12 protein-coding genes and 2 pseudogenes are annotated in these 16823 nt (G+C 59.5%); 5 read left to right on the plus strand and 9 right to left on the minus strand.

The features are described 5' to 3' along the window. Nucleotides 1-103: pseudogene (locus tag YUU_RS61695) on the minus strand (integrase); the annotation flags it as partial. Nucleotides 104-1082: 979 nt separating this feature from the next. Continuing rightward, a complete protein-coding gene (locus YUU_RS53155) occupies nucleotides 1083-1277 on the minus strand; it encodes a hypothetical protein (RefSeq protein ID WP_035664551.1) in 195 nt (64 codons plus the stop codon). Nucleotides 1278-1974: 697 nt separating this feature from the next. Here YUU_RS53155 and YUU_RS0138495 point away from each other — a divergent pair. Further along, nucleotides 1975-2184: a hypothetical protein gene (locus YUU_RS0138495; protein ID WP_027527079.1), complete on the plus strand. Its 210-nt coding sequence runs from the start codon at nucleotides 1975-1977 to the stop codon at nucleotides 2182-2184. 94 nt (nucleotides 2185-2278) lie between these two features. Here the strand turns inward: YUU_RS0138495 and YUU_RS59335 are convergent, their stop codons facing one another. From YUU_RS59335 to YUU_RS0138505, 3 genes are all read right to left on the minus strand, one after another. Beyond that, nucleotides 2279-2542, minus strand: coding sequence for an HNH endonuclease (locus YUU_RS59335; protein ID WP_156944753.1), 264 nt, complete (start codon nucleotides 2540-2542; stop codon nucleotides 2279-2281). A 71-nt stretch (nucleotides 2543-2613) separates the two neighbouring features. Further along, complete coding sequence (locus tag YUU_RS0138500; RefSeq protein WP_198031906.1) at nucleotides 2614-4410, minus strand: DUF4236 domain-containing protein; 1797 nt, start codon at nucleotides 4408-4410, stop codon at nucleotides 2614-2616. Nucleotides 4411-4501: 91 nt separating this feature from the next. Further along, nucleotides 4502-5164 carry a hypothetical protein gene (locus YUU_RS0138505; RefSeq protein ID WP_027527081.1) on the minus strand — a complete coding sequence of 221 codons (663 nt, stop codon included), beginning with the start codon at nucleotides 5162-5164 and terminating at the stop codon, nucleotides 4502-4504. 698 nt (nucleotides 5165-5862) lie between these two features. Here YUU_RS0138505 and YUU_RS60560 point away from each other — a divergent pair. Continuing rightward, the gene (locus tag YUU_RS60560; protein WP_198031907.1) at nucleotides 5863-6174 is read left to right on the plus strand and encodes a hypothetical protein; all 312 of its coding nucleotides are present in this window, start codon (nucleotides 5863-5865) and stop codon (nucleotides 6172-6174) included. After that, on the plus strand, nucleotides 6140-6592 hold the full coding sequence (locus YUU_RS59350; protein WP_305728045.1) for a tyrosine-type recombinase/integrase: 453 nt from the start codon (nucleotides 6140-6142) through the stop codon (nucleotides 6590-6592). The genes YUU_RS60560 and YUU_RS59350 overlap by 35 nt, the downstream gene beginning before the upstream one ends. A gap of 136 nt (nucleotides 6593-6728) precedes the next feature. Here YUU_RS59350 and YUU_RS0138515 read toward each other — a convergent pair whose 3' ends face one another. Genes YUU_RS0138515 through YUU_RS0138530 form a run of 4 tightly spaced genes read right to left on the minus strand, consistent with a single transcriptional unit; the run spans nucleotide 6729 to nucleotide 14894 of the window. Further along, the gene (locus tag YUU_RS0138515) at nucleotides 6729-7946 is read right to left on the minus strand and encodes a TIGR02679 family protein (RefSeq protein WP_027527082.1); all 1218 of its coding nucleotides are present in this window, start codon (nucleotides 7944-7946) and stop codon (nucleotides 6729-6731) included. Further along, entirely contained in the window at nucleotides 7943-12073 is a 4131-nt protein-coding gene (locus YUU_RS53165; protein ID WP_051390118.1) for a TIGR02680 family protein, read from the minus strand. The genes YUU_RS0138515 and YUU_RS53165 overlap by 4 nt, the downstream gene beginning before the upstream one ends. Continuing rightward, nucleotides 12070-13377, minus strand: coding sequence for a TIGR02678 family protein (locus YUU_RS0138525; RefSeq protein WP_084801754.1), 1308 nt, complete (start codon nucleotides 13375-13377; stop codon nucleotides 12070-12072). Before YUU_RS0138525 ends, YUU_RS53165 begins: the two co-directional genes overlap by 4 nt. Beyond that, nucleotides 13374-14894 (minus strand): TIGR02677 family protein, encoded by a 1521-nt coding sequence (locus YUU_RS0138530; protein WP_027527084.1) that lies wholly within the window; start codon nucleotides 14892-14894, stop codon nucleotides 13374-13376. Before YUU_RS0138530 ends, YUU_RS0138525 begins: the two co-directional genes overlap by 4 nt. An 828-nt stretch (nucleotides 14895-15722) precedes the next feature. Between YUU_RS0138530 and YUU_RS0138535 the strand changes: the two genes are divergently transcribed. Both YUU_RS0138535 and YUU_RS57280 read left to right on the plus strand, forming a co-directional pair. Continuing rightward, nucleotides 15723-16409 carry a hypothetical protein gene (locus tag YUU_RS0138535; RefSeq protein WP_156944756.1) on the plus strand — a complete coding sequence of 229 codons (687 nt, stop codon included), beginning with the start codon at nucleotides 15723-15725 and terminating at the stop codon, nucleotides 16407-16409. Between the two features lie 119 nt (nucleotides 16410-16528). Continuing rightward, a pseudogene (locus tag YUU_RS57280) lies at nucleotides 16529-16794 on the plus strand (ISNCY family transposase); the annotation flags it as partial. Nucleotides 16795-16823: the final 29 nt, after the last annotated feature.

The following is a 16823-nucleotide window of genomic DNA, read 5'->3' on the forward strand; positions in this document are numbered from 1 at the left end:
ACTTCGCTACGGCGTTGAGGTAGGATTGCTGCGTCGCCGGTGACAGATTGCGGACCGTCATGTCCTCGATCATGCGGCGGCGAAGTGGGCTGATCTCAGCCATCGGAAAACCTCCTGTCTGAAGGGTTGGGCTTTGAAAACCCGCAATCCTCTCAGACAGGAGGCAATCCTTGCTATGGCTCCCTACATGCCGCGACAGCGGCTTCGTTCAATCCCAAATCGATTCAACCTAACCCCATCCCGCTTTAGGCAATTGAAGAGCTCCCTGTTGAGGTGCGGGCGTGAAGTCATCTTAAATCGCGCCCATCTTCACACAAATTGCGTAGGCAATCACAAACGCTGGCAAGAATAAGAAAAACCATACGAGGCCGTTCGGCTCGCGATGCGATGCGAACTCACGGTTTGCATCAGTCTCTTGGCCATGCGGGACGATTGAGTAGAGCTGACTTGGACGCCTTCGCCTGGCTGCCTTCCGTAGGAGTTGCTTCACGGCGGTTTCATGCTCGATTTCTCGATCGGACATCCGCGCGTTACCTCCTAGCCAACCATCCAAAGCGCGGAAACGACCGCGTATAGAAACAATCCGGCTACAATAGCCAGACCAATCAAGCGGCGTTCTGGCAAATCCGTTGACGGTCCTCGCCGCCAGCCACCTTAACAGCGCGTGCAAAGCAGACGGCGGGGGCGACGCCGGAGCCGCCCGCTCTTAGAGCGCCCATCCGAGCGCAACGCCACCATATCGGGAAAAAATGGCAACCGGGAAACCATCTTTGGGTATCCCCACCACAATGGGTTGCACCTGCGAGCAGACGATGCCGATCTACTGCTTCTCTGCGGGGGCGTCACTGGGCGGTTCAGCCGGCGAGGCGGGCAGCGGAGCTTCCGGCGCAGCAGTACAGTCGCCCGCCCATAGCTTAGTGCCCCTGACCGTGCCAACCAACTTGCAACCCATCGGGGCTTGCTGCTTTGCCTGAACTGGCTGCCTTTTAGCGGCTCTCGGCGGAGCAGTTTGAGCGAACGCGCTGGTCGTAAGCAGTAGCGCGACAAGTCCGATTAGCGGCTTCATGGTCCGTCCCCAGAGCTTATTTCGCCTTCGCCTTCAGCCCGATATCGACGAGCCGCCGGATCGCCTCAGGCCGTCCGGGAAGGTCGTCCTGAACTCGGCGCCAATCATCCAGCGGCTTTGCCAGTTCTGGCTGCAGCCGCACCAGCACCGCCTCGCCGGCTTCGGAAGGTCTCTTCTTTGCTGATTTCGTGATATCACGAGATTTGCGCATATCTCATGATATCATGAAAGCAAACCGGGGCAATGCGGGCACCTCGCTCCGGCTCTAACATCGATCACTTCAAAGGCTTTTCAAATGACCGACGCTGATAGTGTATCTACCACGCAAAGGCCCGCCGCGGCCACATCACGGCGCCAGTTCTTCACGCGAGCCGCTTCGGCGGTGGCGGCTAGCCTTATCCAGCCAAACCCACCCAAACAATAAGAATGCGAAAAAGCCGAATTCTGCTCCGTCGGGCAAAGCACTGATTAGATCCCTCTGTCGGACATCGGCCTTATAGACCCAAGCAGATGAATTCGCTGGAGAATTCGGAAAATAGGGGTTTGTAAACGATAAACCAACTGTCCGGCCTTATCCTGAAGGCAAGTCGTGGTGCGTTGTTGCGGTTGACGGGCCGATTTAGGCCTTAGCCTCGACAGTGCGTTGCGGATTTAACGTGGGCCAGCAAGGTCCAGGCAGGCGTTGGACATGACAGGAGGTTGAGGTGTCCGATTCGGATTTGGTCGAGATCGCCAAGCGAAGTGCTGAGTTCAGGAAAGATTATGGTCCCAACCGTGGCGGGCTGCTGACGGCCTAGATGGCCCACGTTGCGACTCGTCGTCAACCCGTTGTGGGGATGGGGTGGATTGTTGCTTTGTCCAGCGTCATCTTTAGCGTGTGGAAGTTTTGGCACTCCTAAGGGCTGCACATGAAAGTGTTTGGGGCCTGGCAATCAGACCATGACGTAAGGATCTCTCGCTTCGCGATCCGCGAGGCGCTGAAGCAGGCCATAATCCATCTCAAGGAAGAAGCTGATATTGACGAGCCGCCGGAGGAGGCGAGGCGAAGGGATATCCATCTCGACCACGACACCGACGGTGTAACTGGGATGCCCCCGGTTGGTGAGACCATATTCTAAAAGATCGCTGCCGCTGCTGCCGCTGCTGCCGCTGCCGCTGCTGTCGCTGCTGTCGCTGTGTGTGATGTGACGCCGGTAGGATCGCTGCCTTTTACTAGCGTCTTCTGGGCAGAGAGTATCGGATCGTCAACGATGCGCCGAAGCCCTTCTTGGGTCTTGTGACGATCTTGTCCTCAGAGGCGATCTGCTCATCGTACATAGCTCGGCAGCATGAAGGCATCTGATGGTTGGATCCCGGATAGCCACCTAGCTGTCGATGGAGTGTCCCTGAATTCAAATCCAATGATCGAGAGCCGCGCAGTTCGGCCTCGCGCAGGTGCTTCCGGATTTCGTCGCGAAACTGCTCTTTTGTTGCCAAGCAACCCTCCTGTCCTCGATGCTCTGGGAATGCAAAACGTACGTCGACCAAACGCAAGGCTGCGTGGAGCCCTAATACAGTTCCGGCCTCTTCCTGATCCTTTCAAATTCCGCCAGAGCTGGCTTGAGCTGGGGCAGAGCGTCGAAGGTGATCTTAAGCTCGAACTTTTGAGCGCCATTCCTGAGCGCCTCTGTATTTCGACTCCATTGAAGGTAAAGATCGTCGATCACGCGAACCATGCTCGCAGCAATGCCACGAAACGAGTCTTTTAGTTCGTAGAAGGCCGAAGGCACCTCAGCAGCACATAGGTCCGTTTCAAACTCCAAAAATCGCCGACAATTGTGAAACAGCGAGTTCACCGCGCTAAGTATCGCGATTGCATTCCCATTCATTCCAGGCTGACCGAGCGCATCCATCAAGTCCTTGTCGATGCATGCTTTGATACTTGCTATCGCGGAAGAGAGTTCACTGCACTCACTACCAACCCAACGGAAGAACTCGCGGCCCGTGAAGAGCTTCCTCGGAACAATGCTCGCCAACTTATCGCACTCGATCTCTAATGGCTGTAGTTTCGACCTAAGCAACTCCTCCACAAGCAAGAACTCCCACAGCTTTCCATGGTTCATCGCAAAAGCACGGGCGGCTTCCGTCTCGTGTGCGTATGCTTCACCAACCTCTACGGTGGCAGCGCCGCGAGCTTGCTGAGGCGCGAAAGTCAAAGGCGGCGTATGAGAATTATCGGGCGTGACGGAAGCGGCAGGGTAGTCAGCACGCATCGCGATGACGGCCGACGCAAATCCCTCAGAAGCATCGACGCGCGTGCAATGTATGCGTTCGTTCAATCCGCTGGCCGACTTGAAGTCGATTTCACCATATAGACAGATGGGGAGCTTGCGGTTGTTGCTAAACCTGCGATCTGGTCCGCCATTTCGATTTACGAAACGCCACGTTTCGGCGACCACATGAGCATCACTCGGCGCGGCGCCGTCCTCAATGAAGCGGGTCGCCCTAGAGACTATCTCAACGTCATTGTAGCGGAATGCAGCTACTCTAGCTCCCGCAATCACAAGAATGGCGTCTGGCGTAAAATATATAGTCTGATTTCCGAGGGTCACTTGCAGAAACTCGACATTGCATTTGACGAGCGACGGGGTGGCTCTCCTTAGTGAAATTAGCTTTCGCTCCACGGTTTTTGAAACACCGGCATTTCTCTTCCAATCTGCTTCCGCCCTCTCCAACGGAATTCTCCAAATGCGGCTGCACGCAGACAAAGCGCCGAATGCCCGTCCTAAAGCCTCGAAATGCTCCGCCGCATCACTAGAAAGATCGTAGTGGAGCGAAATCGTGTTTGATTGTAGGCCGTGAACCGCGATCGCGCCCAGAATAATCGCGGCGCCTGCCGTGACCAGAACCGCTATTGGCGATGCAACTGGGGGCGAACTGACGATCGAGAGTGCGCCGACCGCGAATAGCGCCACCAGCACGCCGATGAGTGCTTTATATAGTTGCCACCTTGATCTGCTTGCGTTCAGCGCTTCCGCAATATCGATAGTGGAGCTGGCTACCAATTGCTCAATTGGCGCACTAGAAATGACAGTGGCGCTCCGGTCTAAGCTCGTCGCTTCGTTCGGCCCCGGGTTTGGCAACGCGCCATTGGGAAGTGATGTGCGGTTGGCGGACGAGTAAGCTTGATATGCTGTCCACGAAATTCCCGATCCGGGCAGTCCGACCGTGGTTCTCGTGCCATGCGGGCCGATGGTGAAATGGGCATCTCTAACCCCGAGTGAGACGCTGGCTCCACTGCCGCTCAAGTTTAAGCGAACGCCTTGGATGATCTTAAAGCTCTGGCGAAACCTGAAAAATCCCATGCCACGCTCCAGAAACATAGAAGTCGTCTTCTGCACGTTCATCGCGCGTATAGGTCGCGGCAACGAGCAGCCCCATTGTGAGGCCTTTGGCCTAGGCCGTTAGAAACCGAGGATCACCCGTAGCCCAACCGAAATGAACGGTGCGTCCACTTGGCAGCCTCTTGCTCACCAGTGGCTGATGGTCTGCGATTAAACCAAGGAGATCGAGAAATGCAGCATAGGCATCAAACCATTTCCCGTCGGGCGAGAATGAATGTACAATCATCGCCGCATCGTCGGTCTTAAATCGCTCAGCCTCTAGGATAGCGGACGCCGTGCGGTGAAATAGTTGATAGTGGGCCTCATCCGGAGGTGGGCATCTCGCGCCGATCAAATCACAAAGGAACGCGAGCCGCTGCTGCTTTCCGGGAGACGGGTCCAGGTACCAATCTTTGATAGTAGGTCCGAAGGACTCATCGACCTTGCCCTCGACTGCGACGGCGATGGTGCGATTGTTTGCCTTTATCAGAGCGAACACATCCGTCTGGCTTTCTCTGCCAGCATCGTCGAGCGGGACCTTGTGCTCGGGGATTGCAATCAGCAGCTCGCTGTCCGAGCCGAATAGCGCAGCGATTTCTGGCGGCAATCCCTCTGCGGCTTCCCAAGAATTCGCGACCGTTCGTGCAGAATAGCCTATGCGCCAATGCTTAATGGGATCAGCGAGGAGCGCTTGCCAACTTTGTACGCCTGCCGTTGGTACGTAAGTCTTTCGCATCGCGCTTCCCCTTCAAAGTTCTCCACGCTTGCAGTTCGCTCCGAGATTGTGAAGGTGACGAACGGAGTACCCCGCCTCCTCCATTGGAGGTAGGGACTGGCGCCGTCTTAGGCCGTGACAGAAGCCATTAGCGACCGGCAGGGTACGGCCGCCTGCGCCGACGACTTTCTCTATCGATGAGATCGGCAGGATGACGCAGCTTATGCCGATCGTGGGCCGCCTGACATCTCGCCGTTTTCCCGCGCCATATCGGATAGAACGAAGCAATGCTGCGGGTTCACCCCAAGAAACGCACGATACGAACGCAAGGGCATGCCGAATGACATTCCTCCCAATCGGGCTGATCGCTGGCCGGGCTGACGCAGTAGACCATGCGTTGTAGTAAACCATGTGTTCCATGTCAGCTTGCGCAGTCCCTCAGACGTGCGAAGGATACGAAGTGGTCCGGGAGTTCGTGAGGAGGCCGAAAGGAGGGTCCGGCGGGATCCCCTCACCCAGTTGCCGAACCGTTTCGCCTTCAACGAATGCCTCGAAGCTGCCCTCAGCCGGTTGGCTCGCTCGGGCCGACACTTTCGTTCTTCTCAGATGAATGTAAGGGCTTTTCGGCGACAGTTGGCGACATCCATTTCCGCTCTACACTCTTGGTTCTTCCGAGTGCACCGATTACAACGGAGACGTTACGCGACTATCTTGAGGATATGACCGCCTCGCACGGCTTGTCGGCAAGCACTGTTCGGCGGCGCATTGCTTGCCTGCGCTCCTTTTTCCGCTATCTCGAAGATGAGCAAGTCTCAGCCGATCCATTTCCGGGATGGCGTTTAAAACTTCCTCGCCGAAGGCGCCTTCCGCGCGCACTGTCGCGTGACGAGGCGGGTCAGCTTCTCTCATCGAGCCAACTCACTGGAAAGGATATCGGGCAGAAGCTGACACTTTCGCGCGGAATTGAACTTCGGCCGTTGGTTGCCGCGGGCATTCGTGTTGGCGAACTTTGTAAAATTGTGGACGAGTGACGTTTGGCAAGATGGGTCGGCACTGCGTATTCGTGGCAAGGGATCGCGCGATCGGTTGGTTTATGTTGCTGATTCTAACTTGCGCCGGCAGTTGACGAAGTTGGTATACTCGCGGCTACTCGGGCAGCCAGGACCTCTCTTTGTCAACCGATGGGGAACAGCGCTTAAACCACATTCCGTTCGCTCGAAGCTGCGGCTCGTTGGCAGGCAAGCCGGCATAAAGCGCCGCGTAACCCCCCATATGTTGCGTCACACCGCTGCGACCCTTCTCATCGAAAATGGAGTGGACATCAGAGTCGTTCAGAAATTATTGGGACACTCGAGCATTGCGATCACGGAAATCTACACCCACGTTTCGGATGAAACCCTTCGAAAGACTCTTGAGCGGGCGAACGTGCTCGGGGCTCTCGCGGCCTGATACTGCACGACGAGCATGATTCGTCGTGGCAGGCAGGCGCGCGGAAGTCTCCCTTGGGGGGCGAACCGACAAAATCTCTCCATCGTCGACGTACTCGCAGTCGATCGTCCGAACATGAGTGCGTTCTCGGATTTGGTCAGGCGTGTAGCGACTCTTTGCTCAAAAGGTCAATGATCCGCTCGGCGATGGCCTCCTCCTCGATCTTGATTCCGGTCTTAATCATGGCCGTGGTGAGATCTGCATCCCATGAAGCGATGACGGGCCGTCCGCTGAGTGGCATTGCGCGCTGTGGAGCACTTTTGGCGGCGGCAACGTAGTTCGCCGCTGAGAAATGCCACGGTACGGCGCCGTATTTCGCAATCACGTAGTTGGCGATCGTAATCCCTGGCCAATCGTAGTCGCCATGATATCGCAGGTCTGCCCCCGATTCCTTGAGTTGTTTGAGAATGGTCCGCTGAGCGGCACCGAGATGGCCGTCGACGCAAACGACGGGAGGGCAGGCGGTCCCGAGTTGGTCGGCGAGGATTGCGACGAGATTCGGATTCTCGCACACCAAAATGGATCTGCTCGCCACCGTCCATTCCGGCGGCCGCCGTGCGAGAAGCCGCAGTGATGCGTATTGTGGTTCTCCTGGCGAGACTGGCGATCCGCTGCACGGCACATTCAAGAACAGGGCAGGCCTGGCGAGTTCGTTCACCAGGATGCCGACCGCAGCCCATGTATCGCGGTCATCGCCTGTGTCGGTCGAGGAGCGGCTTCGAAGGACGGCCAGCGTGAGAGTGGCGACCGGGCGGGCGCTGTCCAGTCCATGAGCGTCTCCGAGATGCTCCGCCGCGATTTGAGCGCGCGGTACTCCCGCAGCGGGAAGCCGTCTGAGGATGTCTTCGGTTTGTCCGCAGATAAGGGACGCGGATTCCGGTTGATTGCCTGATAAGCGCTTCAGGACGCCAAAGTTGAGCGGCGAGGCCAAATAGGCAATCAGATCGGCGTGCGAGCAGCCGGCCAGAACGGCCGCCCAACTGTCGCGAATCCTATTCAATTCAGTTTCGCGGTGGATGATCGGACCGTCAAGAAGTTCGAGCGCAGTTCGAAGGGATGGTGCGATACCGGCGTCGGAGAGCGCTCGGTCGACTGCGCTGACGTCGATGGAGATTGAAGCCGCCACGCCGCCTTTGCGGCCGACCAGGGACGCGAGTGCGGCGCGTTCCGCTTCATTCAGCTTGCCTACCTGGATCGATGGGAGTTTGCCGTCGGCCGGTCCGAGCTCGTAGCGCCTGCGCAGCCGCGCGCGCAGATCGGAAAGCTCCGCGCCGCCGAGGAGCCGGACCAGGCGTTGGTCTATGGCCGACGTCATGCGCTACGGTTCAACATCAGCCGCGCCGGTTCTTCCATCCTTGAACGCGTCTTTCCGTTCCATCGCCAGCGGGAGACGTGAATTGCGTCGAACTTGTCGTGTCTCTGGAGTTGGCAGATCGCGACGCCCGGCAGCGTCTTGTAGCAGGCCCATTCGCGTTCGCTCGTGATAACGAAGTCCAGATCGAACTCGTGGATTAGGCCCATGCAGTGCGCCCGGACGCCGTCGTCGATGCCGGCGTACGCTTCATCCAACAGGACAAGGCGCGGCCGGGTGCTGTGCTCGTCGCCGTAGAAGCTTGCGACGGCTGCGAACATGGGAATGGTGAGACCCAACGCACGTTCGCCGCCGGAGGCAGGCTGAGAAATGGAAATCCACCTGCCCATTGCATTGCGCTCGACGACGAAGCGGTGCCACTGGCGATAGTCGAGGGCGGCGGAGAGCTGCTCGCGGAGACTGCTGCCGCCAGACTCTTCGGCCTTCAGCCGCTCTTCTTCGATGCGTCGCTGCAGCATGGCCCCGATGGCTTGCCTGTCATTTTCGGTCCACAGATCCGCGTTCGTCTTGAGGAGACGTTTGCGGGCGTCCTCCAGATCGGCGGGAGCACCTTGCGCTTCAGTGAGCGGGATCCACCTTAGGCGGAAATAGGTGCCCGTTGAGGTCGGGCGTTTCTCGATCTCTGCGTTGACCCTTTCGACATATTGTTCGGCCTCCTGAATGAGATTGCGGATTTGGACGGACATCTCCGATTGGAGGTGGTCCTCCAGAATCTTCGTCTCGCTTTCGGTGAGAAGGGTTCGGCGCTGCGTGATCTCGGTGTCGACCTGGGCAAGGACCTCGGCGGGAGACAGTCCGGTCTTGTTCTGGACGGCGATGGTGACCACTAGGCCGAATCCGTCGACATTGTTACTGTAGGGGACGTATCCTAGTTGAGCGAGTGCATTCTGGAGATCGACGAACTCACTGTAGATTTTGGACTGCAGGCTGTCCCACTCGTTATCGCGGATGTCGCTGAGCGCCTGATTCAGTTCTGCGGCAAGCCCCCGCGTCTCGTCGACCGTCCATGTCCGGCCGGTGTCGGGGAACGCTACGTTGGGGGCGCCGGCGGCCATCAGGCCTGTTGCTGCGAGCGTTTGCAGATTGCTTGCCGCTCGCTGCCGCTCCTCTACGCGCGTCGCCAAAGCTTGGGTCGCAGTTTCGTGCGCACCGACGGCCTGGGTATGGACGGCCACCGCCGAGAGTCGGCGCCCGTCCGTGCTGTCCACGTCGGCCTTGGCATCATCGAGACGCTTTTGCGCGTCAATGAGGCGGCGTTCCCACTGTTCGGAGGTTGCTCCCACACTTTCCTTGAGAGCATCGTATACGGCGCGCGCGGATGTCGCCGATATCGCCGCGGCTTTGACGTCTTCTACTGCGGCATGATGGCGGCTCCGGGCGGTTTCCGCACGCTCGCTAGTGTCTTGAAGGTTCTGCGCGGAGCGGATGGAATTCGAGCAATGTTCGACGACCACGAGGTGGGCTTCGCTGAGGCTATCGCAGGTAATCCGGGCCTGTTCGAGAGCCCGCTTGTCGCACGGAAGAGCGGTGTCGAGCGCCGCCTGCTCGGCGGACTCACTGCACGCTTTCAGAGCCTGTCGTGCGACCGCTGTACCGTTTGCCCTTGCTCCGACGTTTTCAGTGGCCCGGTGTAGATCGTTGGTTGCCGAGCGCACGGTGTCGTGCGACTTGCGGAGATTGGTGTCCGGCGGGCAGGTCCTCTCGACCTGTTCGATGGCCTCCGTCGTGGCGGCATTGCTCGTGATGGCGGTTTCGAGATCGGCAAGTTGCTCGCCCAGAGCGGCCGCGGTGGCCTCAAGCGTTTCGATCTTTTTCAGTCTGGCTCTCTCCCGAGCGGAATGGCCAATGTACGTGGCGCGGGATTTCTCCCATGTGCCCGAGAGTGCGCCGAGGCGGAAGTGGCCGGCCGGCGATACCCACATCTCGGCGCCGTCGTCGGTGTCGGTACAGGAGACTGCGCACAGAAAAGTCTCGACGGCATCCTGGAGCGACGGCTCGCTACAGTGAACAAGCCAGTCGGCGAGGGTCCTGCCGGTGACCAAGGGCCTCGAAACAAGCGACACGTCATGCTCGGTCTCGCCGATGAACATCCTGCCGTCGGGGAGGATCCAAGCGTCGAGAAGTCCGGATGCCTCAAGTGCGGCTTCGAGGCCAGCCCGAACGCCGTCGTCGGCCTCCGATACAAAGTCGACGGCCTGCCACAAGGCTTGGCCCGGGCGGTCCTTGCGATCGGCGTTGCGTGTGTACGGGATGTGAGGACGCTCGAATGAGCCGGTTTGCAGATCCGCGATCTGCTTTGCCGCGGATTCCAGTTCAGCGCGTACCGCAGCCTTCTGATGTCTCAGCGTGGCCAGCGCGCCGGTCAGCCGTTTGTATGCAAGTCGGCACTCGGCTATGAGCTCGCGCGCGGCAGGGTTTTCGCCTTCGAGCGAGTGAGCCCATTCGACGAGGGCATCCACGGCGTCCTCGGTCGCTATTGCCATGAGATGTCCGCAGCCGCCGAGATGGCGGCGCCACGCCGCACCGAGAGCGTCGATCTCACCGTTCAGCGCATTCTCGGCGGCAACAAGAGCCTTGCCGGCTTCGTCAAGCAGACCACGGGCCGCATTCTCATCGCGCTCCGCGTTCGCCAGCGCCGAAATCTTGTTGTCGACTTCGCGAAGCAGCTCGACAACAGCATCGATGCTGCTTCTGCGGCCCCTGATCGCGATCAGTAGATTACCACGCTCGGATTGGAGAGAGGTCTGCCCATTGCGCACAAGTTCGTTCGGCCACATGGAGTAGGACTTCGCATGCTCAAACTGTGCGACCATGCCGACGGATCTGGCGAGATCGAGCGCCTTGCTTCGATTGACGGCAAGCGTTTCCATCGCCCGGTCAAGGTCGGCCCCCGCCGTTTGCTGGCGTTCGGACTCCGTCGTCAGATCTGCAGCCGCCGTTGCGGAGCGTTTCTCGGCTGCAGTCAACCGCCCCTCGGCCTCTTCCGCCAGGTTCCGTTTGGTCGCAAGATCTGCCGCCTTGAGGCCGTCGGGATGTTGAAGGATGCCCTTGTATGCCGCATCCGCCGCCTCGGCTTCGCGTTTCGCGGCGATGTTGGCGGTTTCGGCCGCTGTCGATTCATGAAGCGCAGAGGCCAATTGCGCGGCGGCTTTGTTCACCTCCGCGCTTGCTTCTTCGAACTTGGTTCTTGCGGTACGGACCTCGCGCGCAAACGTACGAATCCGCGCGCCTGCGTAGCGGCGGTAGGTTCGCTCGAATTTTCCGATCGCGGCGTGGGCCAGTTCATAGGATTTGAGCTGGCTGCGATCCTCTTCAAGGCGGCTCATGGCTTCCGCGATGGTGTCGATCATTTCGGCCGCGACCGGAGGTAGGGCGGCAGTCAGGGCGTTGGAAAGACGCGTCTCGTCGGGGGTCTTTGTGAGCTGCGGATGGCGAAGCTGAATGAGGGTGTCGACCAGGATGCGGTAACGTTCCTCTCCAAGTTGGAAAAGTCTTTGGTCCACGGCACGGCGGTAGTCGTCGGCGCGGTCGAAGAAGTGTCCGCCTTTGTTGGACAGCTCATCCTTCAGCTGCGTTCGGCGAAGCACGGCTCTTTCAGGCGTGATGAACGAGCAATCCTGACCGACACGGCTTCCGTCGATGATGAAGAACCAGCTTTCCACGTTCGCGCGGTCTTCGACCGCTTCCAGTCCGCGCGCAAGCGTGACGAACTGGTTGTTGTCTTCCTCGTCGACGCGCCCGAACTCGACCCATACATATCCGACGCGGCGCTTGTGCCTCCCCATGAGGAGATTCCACGCCATCTTCTTGGTTCGATCGCCATCCGGCTCGACGCGGAACGGGCTCAGATTGGCATCGAAGAGGAATGGTAGCGTGAGTGCCAAAAGCTTGGACTTGCCGGCACCGTTGTTGCCCCGATACACGATGTGTCCGTCGATGAACCAGAATTCCTCCACGTCATAGAAAAATATCTCCACGACGCCGGTCCGCAAAGGCTGCCAGCGCTTTTTGCCGGGAAGCGGCAGGACGGGACCGGTGCTTTGTGGGTTGAAAGGAAGAACGGAGTTCATTCGTCGGCCTCCTCGGAAACGTCGGGCAGCCGATCGTTGTCATCGCGATGCTTGATATCCGGGTCGCCCAGTTTGTAGCGAGAAAGCGCCGGCAGAACCCCGATGCTGTCGCCTTCGATGGTGATGAGCTTGAGTTGACTGAGACGGTGGATGGCAATCGCCGTCAGCTCCCGGGCGCCGGCTTCGCCCTGGGCGCTGCGCCGCCAATATCGGCCGTACCGCTCGGCCGATTCGGCCACGAACCTTTCGATTCGCAGGCGATCGGGAACGCCGCCGCCGGCATGTGCCAGGTGGTCTGCCACAAGGAGCGTGACGTGAGCATCGGTGCCGTCTGCCGGCATCGCGACGTCGCTGCAGTTGCCGTCCGGATCGCAAAGTGCAAGGCCCTCGGAACGGAGTTCGACGACAAGGCCGGTGCCAAGCGCGAGGCGGTTGGCCATCGCGCCGCGCTGATTGATGAAGTACTGCATGTCGGCCTCGTCAACTGTGCCGTCGTACACAACGGGATCGTCGAGAAGGCGCCTCGAGATACGGTGCCGGCTGACATCGCGGCGGGCCTCGTCGGTCTCTGGCTGAATTTCTGCCGTGATGGCCGAGATCCGATCGATGGTTGTCCTCGGTGCATCGTTCTCAGGCCACGTGGATGGCCCACGAACGCATGCAAGAATGCTCGCAAGCGGCCCGCGATTAACATCGTAGAGGACGTCGCGGGACCGATCTTCCGACTGCCCGGACTTGACGAACGACTCGGCGTCTCCATCGATGGCATTGAGTACGCCGAGTTCGCCGAGCGCGACGCAGGCCGATGCAAGGTTGCGTCGGTCGTGGATGTCTGCCATGTCGAGAATGAAACCGCGGCTGAGGAGATCGGTATCCTTTGAAAGGGACAGGATTTGGTCACCCAGGGCGGAAAGGGTGATCTGTGGGTCGCTCCGCGCGAGCACCGCGCACACCAGACAGAAGATCGCGTAGCGCCTGCGGTTGAAACTTGCCCATCCTCGCGTTGGATCGCTTGTATCGCTCGGACGTTTCCACAGTCTGGCGTAGTCGCGCTCTACTCGCAGCGGCCATCCTGCCTCGCGGGCGAACCACTCCCTGAGGTACGCGGAGTGACGTCGCACCAAACGGAGAGCCTCTCTTGCTTCCGCGGTTGTGGGCGTCAGTAACGGGCGCATCAGGAGCGCGCGAACGGCCTCCCTGCGCTCGGCGTGCTCCTGCGTCTCCTGCTGGCGCAGGATCTCGCGTCCACCAGGGCGGCCGGTCTGAACGGGTGCTTCACTCCGCGTGGACGAGGCGGCGCTCATGCGGCATCCGTCGGTGTGATGGTGATGCGGTGGTCGCGGCCGCAAAACACGCCGTCTTCGGTGACGATTTCGGCTTTCGTGTCCGCGTCGAGCGGTTCAAGCCGGATGAGATAAAGACCGTCGTTGGACTGGATCTCGGTGACGCCATCGTTGCCGGCGGCCTTGGTCGCGATGGCTTCGCCCAAGAGATCGAGGAAAAATCGGAACTCATGCGAGCTTAGACGCCAGAGCTCCGAGAGGAGCAGGGGACACCCTGTTGCAAATTTTTGTCTGGCTGCCTCGATCTGCGCATGCTCTTCACCGACCTGCGCTTCGAGCTTCTTGCGTCCGGCGCTTCGATCATGAACGTGCGGGAGCCGTCCGCGGGGCATGCTGTAGCCGGTCTCGCGGAGCCGCAGCGGAACGACGATGGACGGCGCCTTATGCCACGGAATGACACCGGTAACGTCAGCAGCGGCGGTGTTTTCGGCGTAGTGACGCGCTGGGTTGAGCGCAAACGCGGCTCGCGCAAGTCGGTGAGCGTCTTCGTCGCCGTCGCAGTCGAGGAACCAGTGAGCAAGGCTCTTGAAGTCGGCCGAGCGGTCGCTGCGGCCGCTTCGGCGTTCGTTGATCGCGATGATTGCTGCAAGCAGTTGCGGAATCGCGGCGCGGGCGCGACTTCTGAGCTGTTCGCTCTGGGACCGCTCGCCGTTCGACCCGCCGACGAACCACATGCGCAGGCCCTGCCACCGCTCGTCCCACATCTTCAGTTCCGCTTCGTGGGCCGCCAGCTCTTCGCCCGGAGGGGCGTTGCGTGCCTGGCGGCGGGCCACCGACTGGAGCATCGCGTCGATACGCAACTGAAGGGCATTGATGTCTTCGGAAATCGCGCCGCTTCGGCTGACCAAGTCGCCAACGAATTGGCGAATGTACTCGATGAGACGCTGCTTGTAGTTCAGCACAGCATCCACGTCGCCGTCCTGCAAATCGACACCGCGGAGGACGCCGGCCATGAAAGCTCGCGCGGTCTCGGCCATGTTGTTGAACACGGTCATCAGACCGTTGAGGGTCTCGTAGATCTTGGCGACGTCAGGATCGTTGCTTCGGCCGAGTTGGATCAGCGTGAGGAGGCTCTTGCCGATGTCTTCAAGCGCGACCGTCTGCAGTTCGCCGCGGCGCTGCATTTCCCTCGCGAAGGCGCTGAGCGCCATCTCGACGGAGACGCCGCCCTTCGAAAGCCGGTAGAGCATACGGCGGCGATAGAACCCGCTCAACGAGGTAACGCGCGAATTGTCGGCCTGGCAGTCGAGATTGCCCCACTCGGTCAGCTTGTCGAGGATGGCGTCCAGTTCGGACGCGGTCGGCGGCTCGCCCAGCCACTTTGCTTGCGCGAGAATCTCGGAAGGCCGGACGTAAAGCAGCAGTTGACGCTCTGCTGCTGCGCACACATCCAGGACGCACCGGTACAGCGCCGCATTATCAGCGGTGACGTGACGGAAAAGGTCCTGATGCGTGGCGATCTCGAATTGACCGCTCATACATGCCCCATAACCACTTGAAATACCTCGCAATGGTGGCCTGGTGAGCGGCGTCCGTCAAAGCAAATCGGCTGTAGACGACCGCTAAACACAGGAGGCCGAACGTTTGCCCGTTCGGTGATGCCATGGTTTGGCACGGACGTTCTGTTGGCGACGGCTACCCATGGTTGTTTGCGCCGATCTCCCAGGAGTCATTTGAGCCGCACCCCGCAAGTGGCATTTGGCCAGCGCGATCGCGGCTGCTGGTTCTTGACCAAAGACGACCAATGAATATAATGTTCCTGTTATGTTCTGTTACCATCGAAGATGCATGTTCCTGCCCGCGGCAGGGTGGCCACGCTCCGTCCAGGGATGTGACCGGAAACACTTAACCACTCATCGGTAGACTAGTGATCAGCCTTAAAACCCTGCCGGGGTCGCCGAATCCTGTGAAATCAGGGCCGGGTCGAATACGCTCGTGCCAACCTAACGAGACACCTGCGCCTGGCTGGTGCTCATCAAGCAGTCGCCGATCTCGTCGTAGATCCCGATTGGATTGCACGACAGTCAGGCGGTCATGCGCTTGATCCGGGAAACTACGCTCGCGACATCGATGAAGCGTGGAGCGCGGCCCACGAGGCGAACCTGAAGGTTGCAGATGATGTCGGGCTCATACCAGCTCTAGCGCCCACCGTTTGGTCCCTTTTGTGGCGCAGCGCTCTAGTAAGTCAGGTCCGGGACCTCCCGCCGAGCGCTTGGGCACTTGCAGTCAGGATAGGTGCCGTATCCCCCGCCAGAGCGTTGCGCTCTGCAATAAGCGTTGGCGACGCCGATACGCGAGCCATCCGCTTGACCGTTCTCGCTCCGCTATTTCAGGGGCAGGCACTCGATGAGTTGCTCGATTTCTCGTTAGGAGCCGTTCCGCTCCCGTACGGGACAAATTCTTCAGATGATGCTGCTCTCGCCAAGTACGAGTATGTTCTGATCGCTGCGCTAAGTGGCTCCGAAGCGAAGCGGTTGGTTCGACGGTGCTTGAGGGATGCACCACGCATCAAAGACTACGGGCGTTGGTTGCTGTTGAAGGCGCTGTTGCCGTATGTGGATTTCGAACAGCTCAGGCCGGTCCGGGCGCTCATTGGTGAGGTTGCCGACGAAGGTCGCGAGGACTGGGAGCGCGCAACTACTTTTGGCGCCTACGTTGCCGAAGGGATTCGACGCGGCGATATGGCCGGCCTGCAGGAGGCCATGTCGCTTCCTCGCGATCGGCTGGCTTGGTGGGCCGCGGCCGGCGCCTTGTTGAACCTGCGCAAGGAGGGAATAGAATTTGACAAGAACTTGTCGCTCTTCGACGAGATAAAAAGAGCGGAAGAGGAGATTGAAGATTGGTTGTTCAGACTGGAGGTCATGACGGTGCTTGCGAGTGCGGTACCTGGGGGTGTGATCTGGCCCAAGCCGCGGCTTCAAACTAAGGCCAGTCGCGGAATTGATCGACCCCGCTTGTTCGATAGCGCGACGCATGATTGTCTTGGCGACTGAGTCTTTGTCGTGCGACGCATTGAGCCGGCGCTCGATTGGTTGGTGCAAGAATTTAGAGCGCATTACATCAGGAGTTCTCGTATGAGATCTCCGCAGGCGTGAAGCGGGCCCAGGGGCAACTTGAAACGACAAGAGGGCGGCGGCGTCCCGACCCGCTCACCCGAGTAACGCCGGATTTGCGAAAATGGTTTGAGGCCGAGCCCTGGCGGACCGGTAGTGAAATGTTCTCTCGGTTGCAGGTTGAATATCCCGGAGCCATCCGAACAAGCTTCTTCGAACGCTTCAGCGCCGCGTGAAATCTTGGCGCAGCGAGCAAGCAAACGCATTGCTATTCGTCCCCTCGGAGAAGACGTCGTCGTCGTACGAGGTCACAATACCCCAGTGATAGCCAGGAACCAGCGGAGGAGGCCGGGC

Source organism: Bradyrhizobium sp. Ec3.3 (assembly GCF_000472925.1).
Taxonomy (GTDB): Bacteria; Pseudomonadota; Alphaproteobacteria; order Rhizobiales; family Xanthobacteraceae; genus Bradyrhizobium.

Coding starts and splice junctions, on each gene's coding strand:
- YUU_RS0138500 (WP_198031906.1), bottom strand. CDS start 4,410: ATGGGATTTTTCAGGTTTCGCCAGAGCTTTAAGATCATCCAAGGCGTT.
- YUU_RS0138525 (WP_084801754.1), bottom strand. CDS start 13,377: ATGAGCGCCGCCTCGTCCACGCGGAGTGAAGCACCCGTTCAGACCGGC.
- YUU_RS60560 (WP_198031907.1), top strand. CDS start 5,863: ATGACCGCCTCGCACGGCTTGTCGGCAAGCACTGTTCGGCGGCGCATT.
- YUU_RS53165 (WP_051390118.1), bottom strand. CDS start 12,073: ATGAACTCCGTTCTTCCTTTCAACCCACAAAGCACCGGTCCCGTCCTG.
- YUU_RS0138515 (WP_027527082.1), bottom strand. CDS start 7,946: ATGACGTCGGCCATAGACCAACGCCTGGTCCGGCTCCTCGGCGGCGCG.
- YUU_RS0138495 (WP_027527079.1), top strand. CDS start 1,975: ATGAAAGTGTTTGGGGCCTGGCAATCAGACCATGACGTAAGGATCTCT.
- YUU_RS0138530 (WP_027527084.1), bottom strand. CDS start 14,894: ATGAGCGGTCAATTCGAGATCGCCACGCATCAGGACCTTTTCCGTCAC.
- YUU_RS0138505 (WP_027527081.1), bottom strand. CDS start 5,164: ATGCGAAAGACTTACGTACCAACGGCAGGCGTACAAAGTTGGCAAGCG.
- YUU_RS53155 (WP_035664551.1), bottom strand. CDS start 1,277: ATGCGCAAATCTCGTGATATCACGAAATCAGCAAAGAAGAGACCTTCC.